We start from the raw sequence: 19,699 nt of genomic DNA, 5'->3' as shown, positions 1-19,699 counted from the left end.
AGATAAACGCAGCGAAAGAAAATAAACACCTCACCAAGAGTCAATTGACTAAGCGGCACGTAATCGTTATCAAGCGTATCACCGATAGCTTTTACGCTTTGGCAATCATCTGATCGAACACCGTCCGCTGTTCCTTCATCGACTTCAGTTTATCGGTCGGATTGGTATGGCATTCGAGGAGTACCCAACCGTTGTAATTCATTTTGACCAGATTATTCAGCAGCGACTGATAGGGATAATCGGTCCGGTCCAGTTCGCGGACATGGCACGTAGCGCCGAATCGATCTTTGACCAGGTTGAAGTTGGATTCGAAGCCTTTGCCGTTCAGATCCTGCGGGTTGCAATTCCAGCAGATGGTGGCATTTGGATGGTTCGCTACGTCCATAATCCGTTTGGTCATGGGTAATTCCTGTGTTTCTTCGCCGTGTACTTCCAGCCGGATTTGCTGCCCCAACTCAGCACCGTAGCGAGCCAGCTCGTTCAGGGATTCGCCGATTTGGGTGATTGTTTTCTCGACAGGCACCTCTTTATGCAGGGCGTTGGGTTTCACTTTTACACCCGTTCCGCCCACGTCCGCGCTCAACCGGATGAACTCTTTGGCCCGTTCGATGGAGGCTTTTACTTGCGCCTGATCTACGTAATCGAACTGCTGATTTGTGCCCAATCCAACGAGCTTAACCGGACTGTCGGCAAATCTCTTTTTGACGTCCTGCCGTTGGGCTGCGTTCAGTTCGGGCATTACGCCGTGGGCGTGTTCTACACGCAACTCTACGCCCAGGATTCGCGCATCCGCACAGTTTTTGATCAGCGTTGACAAGTCCCAGTCTTTCCCCCATAGATACGTAACAAACCCCAGCTTGATGGCTGATTTATCTCCCACCGATTCAGAAGCCCAGCTCGTTCCCGAAACAAGCGTAGCACCCGCCAGCAGGGACATTTCTTTCAAAAAGGTTTTTCTATCGATACCAGACATGGGCTTTGGGAGTAGTGGTTGAATGAATGTGGTTTAGGGGTTAGGTTGTCATTTAGATAAAGTTTAATTTCGGTACTATAGAGTTGATACATAGCATATCTATTCCGTTATAAAACTCCTCTAATCATGTTAATGTATTCTATCCTATTCTTAATTAAAAACTATCTTTCTCTTTTATTTTCATCATTTGGTCTTCATTTTAAATTTGTCAGTTATAGTCTTCCATGTTTTTAACTCGCTTAAATCAATCATGTCCACTATCGGTGTCTTTGTCAATACGTAATCAAACAGATTTAAGGTTTTAAGTGTCAAAAGACTTGTATTGAATCCAAACATGATAGAGTTCATAATTTCGTCATTATAAGATTCTAAAATCATATTAATATATTTTACATCTGGGTTATCTAAATATGTAAATTCATATGAATCATCCATATCTGTTTGCTCAAACAAATAATGGATTGAAAGTGCTGCAGGGTGAGAAAACTGACATAAAAAGGAATAAAGCTCACTAATCGGACCATTATCCACTTTATTGTCTAATTGTTTTAAATATTCGGCTGCCGGTTTCGCATTTTGATATTTTGGAAATTTCCCTGAGATTTCTTTTTCCTCTTTACTTATTTTTCTTGCGTAAGCAAAATGAATCAAAATCTCTTCTAATTCTTTAGAAACAAAAAGAGTTTTCTCTTTCATTTGCCCGCTAAGACAATTGCTAATATTATGATGATTATCCGCCAATGTTGTGGCTACTGGCCGTAACGAGAGAAAATTATCACCACAGCTTTCTATCAAACACCTTAAGTTCGCTGTAAATGAAAGGAAATTATTCTCTTTAATTGACGTATTAACTCCATCAATCCATTTCAGGTTTCTTAGTAGAGAGGACAATCCAGCCCAATGAGCCCTCTGTAGAATCTCTTGCCAGTAAACTTTCTGAAGTTGAGGTGGATTATCCATAAAGGCTTCTCTAAATTTCTCATTATCATGGATCGTATAAACATACTTCGAACGGTCTAATTTCTTATCAAAAGTTAAAGCGAGTTCTGCATAATAACTTAAGGCTTCCTTTGCTGTCATATCCTAAATACATGTTATTTTTTCAAAAATATTCAACTTTTGGCAAATGGTGCTTCCTTGCATTTAGTACAAAAAAACGCTACGTCTACCTTCGTAAGGATAAGCGTAGCGGATGATTCAGTCTACTCGATTGATTAAGCGGTTTTCAACCGTTTACGGGCAGTCTAAACGCTAAACCGCATTAACCATTTCTTCTGATGCCTGATTTAATCGCTTCTCCGTTAGCTCGTTATAGACACCATCCCAGAGATCAATGCGCTTTTGCAGGGCCTGACGAATCGCCTGTTCAGCTTCCTGCCAGTATTGTTCGTTGTCGCCACACAGGTTCGCCGTCATTTGTAGCGCGAGGTTGCTATGGTGATCGCCGTCTACTTCAATGTGGCGTTCGAGGTAGTACTTGAAGATTGACAGGCTATCCGGAAATTTGGTGTGCAGGTCGTCGATGATGGACATGAACATGCCGGGAATCAGATCTTCCCGTCCGAACGTAAACACCGCCGATTGCAGATGCGCCCGGTTTCTCGCAATAACGTCAAACGTGAAACGAACAAAGTGTTCGGCGGCCTTCGGCGTTCCCGACCGCGTAAATGCCCGATCGAAATCGCCGGTTTCTTTTAATTCGGCAATAAAGGTGTCAATGGGTAACGTATCGGCTCCACATTGCTGCATCGCATCCAGATATAGCTCAAAGTGGCTTTTCCGGACACCCCCCTTATCCACATCCGATTCTTCCCCGGCCACAATTTCATTGATCAAATAGCGGGTCTCCGCTGATCCTACCGGGAACCAGGGGACCGATGTGCAGGTCAGATTCGTTTGCAGGGCCTTGAGTAACGACATAAAATCCCAAACGGCAAACACATGGTACTGCATAAATACCCGTACATCCTCAACAGTCTGAATCGCGGCATAAACCTTGTGGTTTATAATCTCCTCCCGCAACGGCTCAATTCCATTTTTAATCAGTTCGATTCGCTCGTTCATCATTAGTCATTATCACTTTTTCCTATATACGATTGGCACTCAACAACAGATTGTGGAGCGTTCTGAGCGCCAACCATTCGCTTCTCTTCTATCGAAACGGAGAAACGTAGCGTTCATCCTTTTGCCCTTGACTTTGCTATCTTATCTAACACCGTTTTGGCGTTTCCGCCCATAATCTTGTCGACTTCGTCGCTGGAAAGACCCTTCGATTTAAGGGCTTCGGCTACTTGCGGAAACTGGGTGTAGCTGGTCATAACTGGTTTGAAGTTGGCGCTCATATCCGTACCGATCCCGACATGATCAATGCCCACTACGTCCACCAGGCGCTTTATGTTATCGACGTATTCATCAAAGCTTTTATTAAATCCTGAAGGCCAGGCACCAATCACTCCACCCGTTTCAGCCACTACTTTTGCGTGCTCTTTCGAAATCGCCCGGACGGCAATAGGACGATCGGCCTCCATCTGCAAAACACTATGCGATAAAATAATGGGTGCTTTCGTGAGACTGGCTACGGCTTTGGCGGTTTGAAAAGAAGCGTGTGCTACGTCGATCGCCATGCCCAGTTCATTCATCTTTTTCACGACGTCTTTACCAAACGACGATAGCCCGTTGAACGTAGTGTCAGCCGTTTGAAGATCGCCGAGGTTATTGGGGGCGTAATGTACCAGTTGAACGGATCGAACGCCGTCCTGATAAGCTTCGTCGAGCCGGTGGAGTTGATCATCCAGAAAATCGCCACCTTCCACCGCGAGGTAACCAAAAGGACCGCTCTGCCCGGTATTCAGGCTGCTCAGGTCTGTCGAAAACGGGATGGATTCTGCACTGAAAACTTCTTTGAGCCGTTGGAGCTGCCGTTTGTATTCAACCCATCCGTCGCCCGGCGAAAATTTTCGGGTGATGATTATGCCTTTGGGGCCCGGTTTAATAAGCGGAGCATCGGCCACCAACGCGAGAAAACCACCCGTCAACTGGCCTTCCTTCATGTCGCTAACCGTTTGGGTCAACATGGTTTCCGGGTTATTCGCAAAGTTGCGTTCCGTCATAGACCATCCCGGATGGCAATGAAAATCGAAATAGATGGACTTCTTCGGGGCTGTTATGGCTAGGTCAGCGAGCCTATTTACGGGTAGCCAGGAAGCACCAACCGCTAGGGTACATACGCTTTTCAAAAACTGTTTTCGTGATTGCATGGAAAGGCTTTTGGTAAATCAAGGTTGTATTCTCAACTGAGAGAGACGTATTTATCGATTTCTCCTCCGACAATTTAGTTGTCTTTTAGCTTCCATTGTACGCAGGCCTTCATTTAGGTGAAATTTTAACGGTTCTGTAAGCTGGTAACGGTTAATTTGCAGCTATGAACTATCGTTTCTACCTGCTGACGTTAATTGCCTGTTGCTGTTTATTTGTATCGACGAGCTTACAGGCACAGGATCGCCACGTAACGTACCGGGAAAGCCAGGAAGATTTTCCCAATCCCGAACGGGGATTTTATATTCCCATCTCTACTTCATCGGCCCGGTTTGTACCACTTAATGCCGCTACGCTGGCCACCTACCGCACCCAGACCCAGCGCGTTTCGAAGGCTACCTATTCCATATATTGCTCGCTGGTGTATCGGAGTTACCGGCTGGAAACATTTAAAGATAGCGCGCTCAGTGAAGACTTTCTGGAAAAAGTACGGGCTGATTTTGCCATTGCCCGGACTGCTGGCATCAAACTTATTCTTCGCTTTGCCTATACCGAGAAGGCAACAAACGGCGACTGTCCCGACCAATACAAAATATGTCCGCCTTATGGCGATGCGCCCAAAGCGATTGTCTTAAAACACATTAGTCAGCTAAGCCCGTTATTACACGAAAATGCCGATGTCATTGCCGTTTTTCAAATGGGTTTCATTGGCATCTGGGGCGAAAACTACTTTACTGATTATTTCGGCGATGCCTCCACCAATGGGCTGGGTGTTATTCCTGACAGCAGTTGGCAGGATCGGAATGACGTACTGACGGCTCTCCTACAGGCCTTACCCGCCGACCGTATGGTGCAGGTTCGCACCCCTCAGATCAAGCAACGGTTTGTGTATGGACCCAAAGCGCCGGTCACCTCGGCAGCAATGCCTGTCAGCGCCGGATTTAGTGGAAATCCGGTAGCGCGCATTGGCTTTCACAACGATTGTTTTCTGGCTAGCCCCGACGATTACGGAACATTTTACGACGTTGGCAATTCCTCGACCAAACGCGGGCCCGCTACGGATGTGCTACGTCGGTACATGGCGCAGGATAGCCGGTATACGGCCGTGGGTGGCGAAACCTGCGATGATGCCTTTAGCCCACAAAACGACTGCGCTCCTCTTGGTCGTGCCGAGCAGGAAATGGCGTTGATGCACTACAGTTACTTAAACACCAGCTACAACAATGATGTCAATAATGACTGGCAAACCAATGGCTGTATGGACAATATTCGTCGCCGACTCGGGTATCGGTTTGTGCTTCGAAAGGCTACGTTTCCGGCATCTGCCAAAACGGGGAAGCCACTAGACGTTACGTTGGCTCTTGCTAATGTTGGCTATGCTTCTCCATACAATCCAAGGCCGCTCCAACTCATTCTGCGGAACACAAAAACGGGCGCCATTCATCCAATTTCATTAACAAAGGATGTGCGGCAGTTACTGCCTGGCTCCCATCAGCTCCGCCATTCGGTTAAGCTTCCGGATAACGTAGCAGCGGGACAGTACGAGCTACTTTTACAACTTCCTGATGGCTATAGCTCACTCGCAAATAATCCTGCTTACAGCATTCGGCTCGCGAATGAAAGTCTCTGGGAAGATCAAACGGGCTTTAACAAATTGAATCACGTACTCACCGTTCGTTGATCACCCGAGCTGAGGCTTGTTCTGTTATTGAGAAGCTGTATTTGGAAGAAATCTGCCACCTCCCGCCCATCTTTCAGGTAGTACAACCGGAGCAGATCTAGCTTTATCCAATACGTCTGAGTGTATACACTCCCTGCCTGATGCAACTGCTAGTGTTGACTACGGTCTGCGCTCGAATGCACCAATGAAGTTCTTTCGCCAACTGGGGTGATCCGTTAGTTAGCCAAGCAAAATGAGCCAGAGCTGCATCTATAAAATTGGGTTATGCGTTTGGGTTTTGCTAATAGCGGCAAATGTCTATAAAAACCTTATCCTCTGGTTCTGGCATAACGCGCTGCTCGTACGACCTCTACTTCTTTTGTGATGTCTTCCGAAGCTGGAGGATTAGCCACAGCTTTTGCCCGCAATCGTTCGATGACTTTCAGAAACTTATCCTCTGAAGTGTGTTTGATAGCAATTAAATCAAGATCAGCAAGGTCTTGAAGGAGCTTAGTGGCTTTGGGGTTTAATATATCAACCTGATACGTTGTCATATGCTCAACATAGCCATTTCTGATCAAATTACTTTGTTTGGATACAAATGATACTAGCCTAATGGTGTTCTTTCCGTTTGGTTAGAATCTGCGTGAAAATGCACTAGCAAAGTTCCTTTCTTGGCTCAGAAAATTTTTGGTAAGATAAGCAAAATAAAATAGGCTAGTAGTAAGCGTTATTGAGTGCTCAGTATACCCTCAACTCGTAATCGTTATCGACCATTGTTTACAGTTGATTGCTTTTTCACCTGCTAACCTATTGCAATATTGCTGTTAGCGACCGTTCTACATCTTCAATCTTGGGAAATTTTACAACTTTACCAAGTTGATCTTTAATTGCTAATCTACATTCTAGTTTAAAAGCTTCATCATTTGTTTCTAACACATACCTTGAAACAATAAATAAGTCATATGTTTTAATTAAGGCGATTTTTTCTCGTTCAGCTCCTCGTTTGCATTTATCTGTGAAGTCTAATGTTCTATCAGATGGTTTTATTAACCTCTGCGGATTACCAAATAATATTCCATCAGCTTTTTCGCTAACTTCTTCTCTATCAAAATCCTCATTTAAAGAGTCTAGTAATTGTCTAAACTTTGACACATCCACGTCTTTATTATCCTTACCTTCGCACTCTCCAATAAATCTTTCCCCTTCGGGTGAAATAATTATTTGATCTAGTTCCAGTCTTCCGTCGTTATAACCTTCAGCAAAATAACCTAGAATTTTCAATGCCTTAATTACAGCATGTTCTAAAGCCTTACCAGTTTCAAAAAGTAAATCCTTTAAGCTTTCTTGCTCCTTTAAGACCTGTTCAAGATCTGAGATATTATTTTCTAGCTCAAGAAGTCTTTCCCGGCTTTCAATAATTAATTGTTTTGTGCTTATAGATCCCAAAAGATTAAAATCCTCATTATGAGACCATTCTGGTTGAGGAGTTCTCTCTTTTGTCGTTTTTAGTGATTTACTTATTTCCGACAGAACCTGCTTGAATCTTTTCCCCCAAATATACGCTTCATCCGTCCATTCATTATCTTCTTTACTAAATGAGTCAGGTAGATTTATTGCTGGGATAAAAATCAAATGACCATTTGTAATTTCAGTTGAAAGCCCTAAAATTTTATCTTTGCTTTTCGTACTAAATAAAGTGTATTTAATTTCTTCTTTAGAATTTATATAAGCTTGGAATTCAAAATAGTCTTTACAGCATTCATAAAGATTTCTAACAAGATTAGAATATATAAAAATTTTACTTCCTGTTGAAGCTACAATATTAAATCCAAGACTAGGAAGAAACTTGTAATTGTGATATGAATCTACGATATCTGTCACTTTCTGGTTACGCCCAGTTCCGCTTGTATTTTTTTGTCCTGTATGTACAAAGAAATCAACTTTTTCAGTCAGTGTTATAAAAATTGTTTTTCCTGACTTTAAGGCATTCAAAATTTCATTTTGCCAATGATTTGAATGTTCCTTTATTTCGAAGGATGAGTCTGTACCATAAAGTCTTTTACCCTGGAATGAACTATTTTCATGATCATACCTATATTCGGTATTTTGGAAATCGGGGTTAAAAACTACTATGTCAGCGTCTGATAGTGACCCTCTGCTGTCAAATGATATATAATCATTTTCATTAGAAGGGATGTAAAAACCTATACCTATAACTGTTTCCATACTAGGTGAACAAGAATTGATACTACTCCTACATAGACGTATTTTTTAGAGCACAATCTTTTCTATCATAAAAAATCCGCTACGCCTATCTTCGTAAAGATAAACGTAGCGGATGATTCAGTTCACTCAATTGATTAAGCGGTCCGTAGGAGTTTATCGGGCGTGATGGGCAGATCGCGGATACGCTGACCAGTGGCGTTAAAGACCGCGTTGGCCACGGCGGCCGCAAAACCGATCAGGGCAATTTCGCCCATGCCTTTAGCCCCCATCGGGTTGATGTAGGGGTCGGGTTTGTCGATGACAATCGTCTCGGTATGCGGTACGTCGGCGCTGACCGATACGTGGTAGTCGGCTAGGTTGTTGTTGACGAAACGACCAAAGCGATGGTCAATGACGGCTTCTTCGGTCAGGGCCATACCGATGCCGCCCGCTACCCCGCCAATCATCTGACTGGCGGCCGTTTTCGGGCTGATGATACGTCCGGAATCCGCCACGCTGACTGCTTTCGAGACACGTACTACGCCCGTAGCCGGGTTAACCCGCACCTGAACGAAATGCACCGAGAACGAATACATCGAGTATTTCTGCTGGTCGGGCTTTTCACTTCCCTTCGACTCTTCGGTTTTGTCGAGCGTTGTCAGATTCGCCTTTTTCAGCAGATCACCAATCGCTACTTTCTTGCTGCTGTCGGCATCGACCGATACAAAACCGTCGGCAACGGTTAGGTCGCCGGGTTTAAGTCCGGCCAGCGGTGTTCCGGCTTGCGTCGCCATGTCCGTCAGGGCTTTTTTCACAGACGTACACACTTGGTGAATCGCAGAACCAACCGTTGAGGTGATGGTTGAACCACCCTGCTGGGGCGAGTTGGGCAACGCGGAATCGCCGTATTCTACTTTTATCTTCTCGACCGGCACACCCAGCACGTTATGCGCAATCATGGTCATGGCGGTGCCCGTACCGGGCCCAATATCGGTCACCGAGCATTGCAACAGCAACGTACCATCGGCATTCAGTACGGCCCGTGCGATTGCCCCGCCCTTGCTGGCGTTGAACGTACCGGAACTCATGCCGTAGCCGATCAGCCAATCGCCATCGCGGTTACTGCCCGGTTCAGCTTTGCGCTCCTTCCAGCCAATGGCGTCGGCTCCTTTCTGGTACGCTTCCTTTAGGTTCTTATCGGAATAAGGCCGGTTGTGTTCGGGGTCGGTTTCGGTATAGTTCCGTAGCCGGAATTCGATGGGATCGAGTTTGAGCTTATGCGCCATTTCGTCCATCGCTGATTCCAGCGCGAAGGCTCCTGTGGCTTCGCCCGGTCCGCGCATCCAGATGGGTACGCCCCGATCAAGCGGCACGATTTTGTATTTGGTACTTACGTTCGGGCAGTCGTACATGAATTTGGTCATGCTCACCGTGCCTTCGGTAAAGTCCTCGTACGTAGCGGTTTCGGCCGTGGCGTCATGCGAAAGCCCAACCAGTTTTCCATTGGCATCAGCGCCCATGTTAATGGTTTGCACGGCCTTCGGCCGGTAGCCCACCAGTGAAAACATCTGATTGCGCGTAATCATCAACTTCACTGGACGCCCTATTTTTCTGGCGATGGCCACGACTGCAATCTCCTGCGGCCAGGTCCGTAGCCCCATGCCGAAGCCCCCGCCCATAAACTCGGTATGGACGTGAACGTTCTTCTGATCAATCTTGAAGGCCTCCGCCACCGCCTTCTGAGTACCTTTCACGCCCTGCGTTTTGGCATACACCATCACCTGATCATCGCCAGTCCAGCCCGCCAGTACCCCGTGCAATTCCATTGGGTGGTGCACTTCGATGGGGATCGTATAGTTGGCTTCCAGTGTTACCGGCGCTGATTTATAGGCATCGGCATTCCCCCGTGAATAATCGGCAAACCGGGGGCCTTTCGGTGTGACGCCTTTCTCCAGATTTTTCTCAAGATCAGTCTGATGCGCCTGTTTGTTATACGTTGCCTTCACGAGCGAAGCCGCGTACGTGGCACGTTCGAACGTATCGGCCACCACCATCGCAATCGGCTGTCCGTAGAACAGAATCTTGTTCATGTGCAGGATCCGGTATTTCTCGCCACCCGACGGTGGTCCCGGTGGAGGCCCATTGCCATTCCCCTGTACGGGTGCATCCCAGCCCGGAATCGGCGGCACATTCTGATGCGTGAAGACGCCCAGCACACCCGGTGCGCCAGCCGCTTTTTTAGTATCGAGACTGGCAATGGTTCCTTTGGCGATTTCGCTGCCTACGATCACGCAGTACGCTGTGTTAGGCATCTCAAACTCCGCGAAGTATTTGGCCCCGCCGGTCACTTTCATCCGTCCATCAACCCGGTCGATGGGTGGGTTTTTCGTGTCTTTCGTCATAGTCGGGATCAGGCGGTTTTGGTCGCTGTTTTCAGGGCTTCAACAATTGAGTTTGGTGCCATGGTCAGCTTAAAATCGTTTTCACCGTAGCCTTTGGCACTTTTCATGGCGATCTGAGCCGCCTGCTTAAACGTCGCTTCGGTAGCCGGTTTACCCTTCAGAAATTTTTCGGCTTCGGTTAGCCGCCAGGGTTTGTGTGCTACGCCCCCCATTGCCAGTCGTACGTCCTGAATAGTGTTTCCACTCATCTTCAGGGCCGCCCCAACCGATATCAGCGCGAACGCATACGACGCCCGGTCACGAACTTTCAGATAATGCGAATTTCCCGCAAATCCGTTCATCGGCAAATCGACCGACATGATCAATTCGCCGGGTTGTAACGTATTGTCTTTCTGGGGCGTATCGCCGGGAAGGCGGTGAAATTCGCCGAACGGGATGCTACGTTCACCCTTTGGCCCTGCTACGTTCACGGTTGCGTCGAGGGCAACCAACGCAATGCACATATCGCTCGGATGTACAGCGATGCACTTATTACTGGCACCCAGAATGGCGTGCATCCGGTTATAGCCGCCGATGGCTCCGCAGCCCGTTCCCGGTTCGCGTTTGTTGCAGGGCATGGCTGTATCGTAAAAATACGAACATCGAGTCCGCTGCATCATGTTTCCGCCCACGGTTGCCATGTTCCGTAGCTGGGGTGATGCCCCTGCGTTCAGCGCCATCGACAGCAATGGAAAATTCTTCATGACCAGTTCATGTTCCGCCACCGCCGTATTTTTGGCTAACGCGCCGATACGTAGTCCAGTTGCCGTTTTCTCAATGGTGTTGAGCGGAATTCGGGTGATGTCGACGAGTTTTTCGGGTGCTGTAACGCCCCGTTTCATCAGGTCGATCAGGTTCGTGCCACCGGCCAGAAACATCGTGGTATTGTCTTTCGTGATGGCAGCAATGGCCGCCTTGGGGTTCGTGACCCGCACGTATTGAAACTGGTTCATACTCTGGCTCCCGATTGTTTTACGTCCACAATTGCATCCACAATGTTCGAATACGCGCCACAGCGGCAGATATTACCGCTCATGTACTCCCGAATTTCATCGGGGCTGTTGGCATGACCTTCGCGAATACACGCCACCGCCGACATGATCTGGCCGGGCGTGCAATACCCGCACTGAAAACCGTCGTGCTTAATAAAGGCGTCCTGCATGGGGTGTAACTTGCCGGTCGGCCCACCTTCGGCGAGTCCTTCGATGGTCGTTACTTTGCAGCCGTCAGTAGTCATCGCCAGCGTCAGGCAGGCATTCACCCGTTGCCCATCGACGTGTACCGTGCAGGCACCACACTGACCATAATCACAGCCTTTTTTGGTGCCGGTCAGGTTTAATTGTTCACGTAGCAAATCCAGCAACGTAACGCGCGGCTCGATTTTCAGTTGCTGCATCATCCCGTTGATTTCAACCTTCAGCGGAATCTGCTCGAAGGCCGTCGCCAGTTTTTCGTCCAGTCCTTTTTCAACCGCGGTCAGCGCGGCCGGTGGTGTCATAGCCAGCGCGGCCAAAGCCGATGATTGTTTTAGAAAACCCCGTCGGGACGATCCCGGATTTTCTAAACTGCCATCGTTGTTTTCATGGTCTTTCATTAAATGAGTTGAGTTAGCGTTGACGTAGTATCTTGATAAATGCGTGTTGAAGGAAAAGGTTATCTACGGAGCAGCCCGGAGTTTTAGGTTAAAGCTGTACGTAGCGTGGGTCTTTAGCCCGCGTAGCCGTAGGCTAATCATATAATTACTGTTTTTCAGCTACAAGTTAGCCTACGGCTACGCAGGCTAAAGACCCACGCTACCTAAAGTAAACGCCACTACGAAAATCCCAGCACCGGATGCGGCTGATAAAGCTCTTCCAACTGGTTGATTTCGTCGTCCGACAACGTAACAGAAAGCGCACCAACGGCATCTTCCAGATGACCCGGCTTACTGGCACCAATAATGGGCGATGTAATAATTGGCTTCGCCAACATCCAGGCTAAGGCAATCTGTGCAGCCGGAACACCGCGCGTTTCGGCCAGTTGCGTCACGCGGTCGGCGATGGCGAAATCGTCGTCGCGGGTGTATAATGATTTGCCGAACGCATCAGTTTTGGCCCGTTCGGTTTCGTTACGTTCCTTACTTCGTTTGCCCGTCAACAATCCCCGCGCTAGGGGCGACCAGGGAATAACGGCAATGTTCTGGTCATGACAGAAGGGCAACATCTCGCGTTCTTCTTCGCGATACACCAGATTATACTGCGGCTGCATCGACACGAAGCGCGTCCAGCCGTTCAGGTCAGCCGTGTATTGGGCCTGGGCAAACTGCCACGAATACATAGACGATGCGCCAATGTAGCGAGCTTTCCCGGCTTTCACTACGTCATGCAGAGCCTCCATCGTTTCCTCAATGGGTGTATCGTAATCCCAGCGGTGAATCTGATAGAGATCGACGTAATCTGTTCCCAACCGCTTCAGGCTCGCATCGATAGCGCTCATGATGTGCTTGCGAGACAAGCCTTTGTCGTTCGGGCCGGGACCCATCGGATTGAATACTTTTGTGGCTAAGACCACCTCATCACGCGAAGTAAAATCACGTAGCGCCCGGCCAACGACTTCCTCACTGGCCCCCGCCGTGTAGACATCAGCCGTATCGAAAAAGTTAATACCTAGTTCAAGGGCTTTCTGAATAAAGGGACGGCTTTGCTCTTCATTCAGCGCCCAGGGCCATCGGTCGGTTGGTTTGCCATACGTCATGCAACCCAGACAAATTTTAGAGACCACCATACCCGTATTCCCGAATCGTACGTATTCCATAAGATGAGTTTGCTTTCTTTATAGAATTAACTCACCAGCGTATGAATCGTTTGTGTGATTGGTATATAGTGTACCAGATTATGAGGATATCACGCGATAAGTCTCGGTGAAGGGTTTCCGACGAGTTTTATCCCGACGGACGTTACGTTTCATAACGCTTTTCTTAAATAATCATGCAGAGGTCAATGGCGTACGACCCCGCTGGGGTCACATGTTCATAGCCAATTGTTATCTCTATAAACCCGTGACCCCAGCGGGGTCGTACTCGATTCGTGTCTGGTGTTACTCACTACGTATATCCTACTCATTTCAGATACGTATCGAGCCAGTCGAAAATGGCTTTCTGGTTGAAATCGCTGTCGAACATAGTCCCGTAATGTGGAGCGCCCGGCACCACGATCAGTTTGTTTTTGACCTGAGCCCGCGTAAGCCAGGCGCTTAACATGACCGATTGAGCCGCTGGTACTGACTCGTCTTTCTCGCCCTGAATGATCAGAAACGGCGGATCGTTTTTATCGATGTACGTAACAGGGCTGGCAATTTTCGCCAGATCAGGCCGGAGTACGGGTGATGCGCCCAGTAAATACTTTTCGGGACTGGCGACTGACGTATCAGACAGCGGGGCATCCCGACGTATCATCGCCAGTAAATCGGCCGGTCCGTAGAAGTCAACAACGGTTTTAATATGGAACGATGGTTTCTTGTGGTTGACGTAAAAATCGGTTACCGAATTGTTATTCGATAAGGCCATCAACGATGCCAGATGTCCACCTGCCGAAAAACCCATCAGGGCAATTCGATTTCGGTCGTAACCATACTTTGCCGCATTCTGATACAGAAATTCAAGTGCCTGGTTGCAATCCTGAATCAACGCCGGAAACGGAGCCGTAGTGCTGTGCCGATAATCGATCGAGGCAAAGGCATATCCTTTTTCAAGAATCGACCGGACGGTATTTTTCATGTAGCCCATATCGGCATACTTGTCGTTCATCATCCAGCCTCCCCCATGTACCCAAACCACCAACGGCGGGTTAGTCCCAGCTTTAGCGGGCAGATAAATATCCAACAGATGCTTTTTCAACGTATCACCCGCATACGCTACGTTTGCAACAAAGCGCGTATCTGTCGGGAAAATGGCTTTTACGGGATTTACGTTTTGCGCCTGGCAACACGTAGCAGCTACCAGCAAGCCGGGGAGAGCAATTTTTATCCATTTACGATTCAGTAGGGTAGCCATGTCCAGCGTTTTAACATAAAGTGTATGGTTCGGAAAGATACGCGTTCGTTCAGTAACCGCGAAGCTTTTCCGGCTTTTCAACCGATAAGAGAAACCTATTTTCCAGACATACACTTTAGAGTAGTTAGCGGGTTGCAACGATACCCATGTTTCGCCCTTTGCCTGACAGCCGCATGATTAAACCCATATCCATAAGCGATTTTCTACAGCTCACGAATACGGTGGCGCTGGCAGACGTACGAACACCCGCTGAATTTGAGCAGGGGCACATACCGGGCGCGTTCAACCTGCCTTTGTTCAGCAATGAGGAGCGCGTTCAGGTGGGCACTACGTACAAAAAGATTGGTCGTGAAGAAGCTATTTTATTGGGTTTCGATCTGACTGGCTCGAAATGGTCGGGCTTTATCAAACAGGCGCTGGTGATGGCGCCGGATAAAAAAATCGGGGTGCATTGCTGGCGGGGCGGTATGCGAAGCGGTGCCATGGCCTGGGCGCTGGATCTGTATGGGTTTGAGGTTTATCTGATCGAAGGCGGCTACAAGCGTTACCGAAGATGGGTGCTGGATCAGTTCGAAGCGAGGTATCCGCTTTGGCTACTCGGCGGCATGACGGGTTCGGGGAAAACCAAAATTCTCCACCAACTCAAGGGTTTGGAGGAGCAGGTGATCGATCTGGAAGACCTTGCCCACCACCAGGGATCGGCTTACGGAACCATGAACAAACTCGTGCAACCCACTCAGGAGCAGTTTGAAAACAATTTGGCCAACCAGTTAAAAAATCTGGACAGGCACCGTACACTATGGGTAGAGGATGAAAGCCTGAAAATTGGCAAACTCATCATGCCAAACCCGTTCTGGCGCCAGATGCAGGAAGCCGTTCTAATCGACATGCAAGTTGATCTGGAGCAACGTATCAACGCACTGGTTGAGGAATATGGAACGCTGGACGAAGAGTTTCTGGTTTCCTGTACCGAACGCATTCACAAACGACTCGGTCCTCTGCAAACCAAACAGGCCGTAGCGGCCATTCGCGAAAACCGCATGGCCGATTTCATCCGGCTGGTGCTGGTGTATTATGATAAAACGTACCGTACCGCTTTAGCCCGGCGAAAAGAAGACCGGGTGTTTCCCATAACGATGACGAGCGATGATGTGGTTGGTAATGCCAGTCAGTTACTAAACTTTAGTTCTTCCCTTCCCATGCCTGAACAGGCAGTCTAAGATGATCGATACACCCGTTAAACTGACACAGTACTCACACGGTGCGGGCTGTGGCTGCAAAATTAGCCCGGCTATTCTGGATAAAATTCTTCACAGTCCGATCGCGGCACAAACTGACCCACGTCTGCTGGTCGGCAATGACAAACGGGACGACGCTGCGGTTCTGGATCTGGGCAATGGCACCGCGCTGATTTCGACGACCGATTTTTTCATGCCCATCGTGGATGACGCGTATGATTTCGGACGTATTGCTTCGGCCAATGCCATTAGCGATGTTTATGCCATGGGTGGAAAACCCGTTCTGGCTATAGCCATCCTGGGCTGGCCCATCGATAAGCTACCGCCCAACGTAGCCCAGAAGGTACTCGAAGGATCAAGAGCCATCTGCGCAGAAGCGGGCATTGCGCTGGCGGGTGGACACAGCATCGACTGCCCGGAACCGGTTTTTGGACTGGCCGTCAACGGGTTAGTCAACATTCATCAACTCAAACAAAATTCCACGGCTACCGCTGGTTGCCGGTTGTATTTAACGAAAGCGCTGGGTGTAGGTATTCTGTCCACGGCGCAAAAAAGGGGCGTGTTGTTAGAGGACGATGCGGCTATTGCCCTAAAAAGCATGGTCACCTTGAACAAGCTGGGTGAAGTGTTTGGGCAACTGGACGGGGTTAAAGCAATGACGGACGTAACAGGTTTTGGTTTGCTTGGTCATCTTTCCGAAATGTGCGAAGGGAGCGGTTTATCAGCGGTAGTCGAATTTGAGAACGTACCGGTCATAGCTGGGTTAGATTATTATCTTGATCAGCAGTGTTTTCCGGGGGGAACGCAACGCAACTGGGCCAGCTATGGCCATAAAGTAGGAGCGTTAACCGACAAACAGAAATACATTCTGGCTGATCCACAGACGAGTGGCGGTTTATTGGTGGCTGTTTCTCCGGATAGCACTGGGGAGGTTGAGCAAATTCTACAGGATCAGGGCTGTCCTTTTCAACGCCTGGGCTGGCTTAAACCTCAGGATGATGGCCCATTGATTACGGTGGTGTAATCATCGTTTGTCCACGTACAATTCAGTCGTTTGACGAACAGTCGTTCCCCAAAACGGCTTGTTCCCGATTTAGGAAAGGTCGCTCTAAGGCGGCCTTTTCTCATTTCAAGCAGTTGAATTGTCACTTCACACAAGCCGGCGCTGGACAAGAGGAGATGACCCACCAATTTTGATGCAACAAACAACAAAAACTATTTGCACCATGAAGGTCCTCCTCTCATTACTTACCTTATCTCTCGTTTCTCAAGGTCTGCTGGCCCAGTCCCGACCAGCCGCCCGCAAACCAACGTCCGCCAATCGTTCAGAGGCTACCCGTACTGCCAGCACACCCGCAAGGAAACCAGCACCCGTTGCCCAATATACCGCACCACAACCAGCACCGGCGGCCCCAGCTCCGCAACAACAGCCGGGTCAGGAACCCCAGGCCACTGCGTACGTAACGCCTGGAGCTCAGGCAACCCCAACCACTCGCCCGACTCGGTATGCAGCCCCGGCGCGTGTTGACAAGGGTGGTTTTCGAATCGGTTTCCGACTGGGCGCTAACTCATCGACAATCGGTGGCTTTGACCCGGCCAGCTTTGGGGAAGGCGTTAAAGCGGCCCGCCCAATCGGTTTTCACGGTGGCGTAATCTTCAACTTTGGTGGCCCTAACTTTTCGGTGCAGCCTGAAATTCTTTACACACAGTATGGCATTAAAATGACAGCAGGCTCCGAGTTCTGGCAATTGAAATACAATTTTATTGAAGTGCCTATTCTGTTTAAAGCCTCGTTTGGTCAGCCTTCGCTTCGATACTTTGTTAATGCGGGGCCAGTGGCCAGCTACACGATGGGTGGGACGGAATCGTTTCAATTCAGTGGTCAATCTGGTTCACAAACGATCGATATGACCGGTTCGGGTCGTATGTCTTTCGGGATTTCGGGTGGAGGGGGTATCGCCCTGCAGGCCGGACCGGGTGCCGTTCAGGTAGAAGCCCGATACGCTTATTTATTCTCGAGTGCTGAAAATGGCGTTAAACTCAATCCCCAAAATGCGATGCTGTCTGTTGGTTATTTGATCCCGTTGGGAGGCCGCTGACCTAAGAAAATAAATGAACCACAGAGCGTGCTGCCGTTGCGGTACGCTCTGTGGTTCATTTATAGGTTAACTTGCCAGCTAAAGCCAACGTATTAAACCGGCTCCGACATTACGTAGTATGAATGAGTTCGCACTGGCCCATATCGCTCAGGACCCGACCATGGCTCGTCTGATTGCGGAAACGCCCGCTCCTAAAATCTTTACGGATTACGCCGACGACGTTTATTTGGCTCTGCTCGAAAGCATTGTTGCTCAACAAATTTCTACTAAGGCCGCCAACGCTATTTTTGCCCGCTTCCGGGCGCTCTTCCCGGACAACTACCCTCACGCGAACGAACTGGTGCTTAAAACCACTGACGAACTACGTAGCGCAGGATTGTCGGCACAGAAAATTAAGTACCTGCAAAGTGTAGCTGAGTTTTCGCTCATTCATCCAATGGATCGGGCTCATCTGGACGTCATGACCGACGAGGAGATTGTACGGTATCTGACGCCCATAAAAGGCGTTGGGCGCTGGACAGTCGAGATGCTGCTTATGTTTGTGTTAAATCGTCCCGACGTATTTCCGATCGATGATCTGGTGATTCGGCAGCGAATGATCCGTGCTTATCCGGAACAAACCGAGGGCCTGACTGGCAAAGCCCTTTACAAAGTCCTGCATGAGATTGCGGATTCCTGGCGCCCGCACCGAACCGAAGCCTGTCGCTATTTGTGGCGCTGGAAGCCGCTATAGGAACCGATAGGCTATAAAACGTAGATCTTTATGATAACTATGATTTGTTTGAATGAGTGGAGGCAGGTTCTTAAACCTGCCTAATGAGGTTTCTCAAAACCGAATTGTATGGATCGTTCGGTTTTAAGAAACCTCATTAGGGTCAGATTCTCAAATCTGACCCCACAAAGACGTAGCCTAAATCGGTGAATTGGCTAACTCAAACAGCGTCTAAGGTAGTTTAAATAGGTTTCTTGTTAAATCATAAAGATCTGCGTTCTATGGCTGAAAATTGGCGTGATTTGGCCAGAATTTCTGAATGATCCAGTGAATAAACTATGATCAGAATAGCCGTTTTTAGCGATGTTCATGCGAACCTGCCCGCTCTCAGAGCGGTATTAACCGATCTTGAAACGCGTGGCATCAACCAGTATTATTGCCTTGGGGACCTGGTCGATTTTGCTCCCTGGGGCAATGAGGTGATTGAGTTATTTAGAGACAAAAAGATTCCCTGCCTGCTGGGTAACCATGATGAACGTATTGCCTTCGATTCCCCCATCACCCCGCTGCCCCATCACGACAAAATTGAGACAGAAAACAGAATGCTGGCCATCGACTATTCTAAACGGGTTATAACCTATGACAATAAGCAGTGGTTAGCGCAGTTACCCTTCCAGATCGAGCTAGTCTTTAAGCTGGGTGAAAGCCTGAAGAGAATTTTGTTAGTGCATGCCAGCCCCAGGCACAATGATGAGTACATCCACGAATCCTACCCAACAGACGCTTTACTGGCTATGCTGGGCGATAAGAAGCCAGATGCTCTCCTGATGGGACATACTCATCAGTCTTATAGTAAGCATTCGGACGTGCTGCTCGTCAACTGTGGCTCGGTTGGGCGAAGTAAGGAGACTGACCGTAAGGCCACCTATTGCCTGCTAACGATCAGCGAGGCTGGCATTCTACCCGAAATCGTCAAAGTAGATTACGATCTCGACTACGTAGCGGCAGCAATTTACAACAGTCCTATTCCAGACTTTTACGGTGATTTTCTATTACAGAAATGGGCTGTCACTCTTTGAAATG

The 19,699-nt window shown here is 48.4% G+C and carries 17 protein-coding genes; 6 read left to right on the top strand and 11 right to left on the bottom strand.

Features of this window, described 5'->3' with window-relative positions:
- Positions 1-91: 91 nt before the first annotated feature.
- The 4 genes from IC230_RS23030 to IC230_RS23015 all read right to left on the bottom strand — a co-directional run bounded on the left by IC230_RS23030 (position 92) and on the right by IC230_RS23015 (position 4,230).
- Complete coding sequence (locus IC230_RS23030; protein WP_191041411.1) at positions 92-973, bottom strand: sugar phosphate isomerase/epimerase family protein; 882 nt, start codon at positions 971-973, stop codon at positions 92-94.
- Between the two features lie 183 nt (positions 974-1,156).
- Positions 1,157-2,053 (bottom strand): hypothetical protein, encoded by an 897-nt coding sequence (locus tag IC230_RS23025; RefSeq protein WP_191041410.1) that lies wholly within the window; start codon positions 2,051-2,053, stop codon positions 1,157-1,159.
- A 171-nt stretch (positions 2,054-2,224) separates the two neighbouring features.
- Positions 2,225-3,037 (bottom strand): DUF3050 domain-containing protein, encoded by an 813-nt coding sequence (locus IC230_RS23020; RefSeq protein WP_191041486.1) that lies wholly within the window; start codon positions 3,035-3,037, stop codon positions 2,225-2,227.
- A 113-nt stretch (positions 3,038-3,150) separates the two neighbouring features.
- A complete protein-coding gene (locus tag IC230_RS23015; protein WP_191041409.1) occupies positions 3,151-4,230 on the bottom strand; it encodes a dipeptidase in 1,080 nt (359 codons plus the stop codon).
- Positions 4,231-4,394: 164 nt separating this feature from the next.
- Here IC230_RS23015 and IC230_RS23010 point away from each other — a divergent pair, with 164 nt between their 5' ends.
- A complete protein-coding gene (locus tag IC230_RS23010) occupies positions 4,395-5,909 on the top strand; it encodes a DUF4832 domain-containing protein (protein WP_191041408.1) in 1,515 nt (504 codons plus the stop codon).
- Positions 5,910-6,217: 308 nt separating this feature from the next.
- Here the strand turns inward: IC230_RS23010 and IC230_RS23005 are convergent, their stop codons facing one another.
- From IC230_RS23005 to IC230_RS22975, 7 genes are all read right to left on the bottom strand, one after another.
- On the bottom strand, positions 6,218-6,442 hold the full coding sequence (locus IC230_RS23005) for a hypothetical protein (RefSeq protein ID WP_191041407.1): 225 nt from the start codon (positions 6,440-6,442) through the stop codon (positions 6,218-6,220).
- 256 nt (positions 6,443-6,698) lie between these two features.
- Positions 6,699-8,117, bottom strand: a complete 1,419-nt coding sequence (locus IC230_RS23000) for a hypothetical protein (protein WP_191041406.1) — start codon at positions 8,115-8,117, stop codon at positions 6,699-6,701.
- A 134-nt stretch (positions 8,118-8,251) separates the two neighbouring features.
- Entirely contained in the window at positions 8,252-10,498 is a 2,247-nt protein-coding gene (locus tag IC230_RS22995) for a xanthine dehydrogenase family protein molybdopterin-binding subunit (RefSeq protein WP_191041405.1), read from the bottom strand.
- Between the two features lie 8 nt (positions 10,499-10,506).
- Positions 10,507-11,490 (bottom strand): FAD binding domain-containing protein, encoded by a 984-nt coding sequence (locus IC230_RS22990; RefSeq protein ID WP_191041404.1) that lies wholly within the window; start codon positions 11,488-11,490, stop codon positions 10,507-10,509.
- Positions 11,487-12,131, bottom strand: a complete 645-nt coding sequence (locus IC230_RS22985; RefSeq protein ID WP_191041403.1) for a (2Fe-2S)-binding protein — start codon at positions 12,129-12,131, stop codon at positions 11,487-11,489. The genes IC230_RS22990 and IC230_RS22985 overlap by 4 nt, the downstream gene beginning before the upstream one ends.
- Before the next feature lie 218 nt (positions 12,132-12,349).
- Positions 12,350-13,330, bottom strand: coding sequence for an aldo/keto reductase (locus IC230_RS22980; RefSeq protein ID WP_191041402.1), 981 nt, complete (start codon positions 13,328-13,330; stop codon positions 12,350-12,352).
- A gap of 304 nt (positions 13,331-13,634) precedes the next feature.
- A complete protein-coding gene (locus tag IC230_RS22975) occupies positions 13,635-14,705 on the bottom strand; it encodes an alpha/beta hydrolase (protein ID WP_223860783.1) in 1,071 nt (356 codons plus the stop codon).
- A 35-nt stretch (positions 14,706-14,740) separates the two neighbouring features.
- Between IC230_RS22975 and mnmH the strand changes: the two genes are divergently transcribed.
- The 5 genes from mnmH (at position 14,741) to IC230_RS22950 (ending at position 19,695) form a co-directional block, all read left to right on the top strand.
- On the top strand, positions 14,741-15,787 hold the full coding sequence (gene mnmH / locus IC230_RS22970; RefSeq protein WP_191041401.1) for a tRNA 2-selenouridine(34) synthase MnmH: 1,047 nt from the start codon (positions 14,741-14,743) through the stop codon (positions 15,785-15,787).
- Positions 15,788-15,791: 4 nt separating this feature from the next.
- Positions 15,792-16,829, top strand: coding sequence for a selenide, water dikinase SelD (gene selD / locus IC230_RS22965; RefSeq protein ID WP_394355505.1), 1,038 nt, complete (start codon positions 15,792-15,794; stop codon positions 16,827-16,829).
- Between the two features lie 202 nt (positions 16,830-17,031).
- Positions 17,032-17,904, top strand: a complete 873-nt coding sequence (locus IC230_RS22960; RefSeq protein ID WP_191041399.1) for a porin family protein — start codon at positions 17,032-17,034, stop codon at positions 17,902-17,904.
- A gap of 118 nt (positions 17,905-18,022) precedes the next feature.
- Positions 18,023-18,637 carry a DNA-3-methyladenine glycosylase family protein gene (locus IC230_RS22955; protein ID WP_191041398.1) on the top strand — a complete coding sequence of 205 codons (615 nt, stop codon included), beginning with the start codon at positions 18,023-18,025 and terminating at the stop codon, positions 18,635-18,637.
- 317 nt (positions 18,638-18,954) lie between these two features.
- Complete coding sequence (locus IC230_RS22950) at positions 18,955-19,695, top strand: metallophosphoesterase family protein (protein ID WP_191041397.1); 741 nt, start codon at positions 18,955-18,957, stop codon at positions 19,693-19,695.
- Positions 19,696-19,699: the final 4 nt, after the last annotated feature.

Origin of the sequence: Spirosoma validum (assembly GCF_014699035.1) — a bacterium.
In the GTDB taxonomy this organism is placed as follows: domain Bacteria; phylum Bacteroidota; class Bacteroidia; order Cytophagales; family Spirosomataceae; genus Spirosoma; species Spirosoma validum.
Note: the sequence above shows the minus strand (reverse complement) of the source record. Positions and strands in the feature narration are given on the sequence as shown.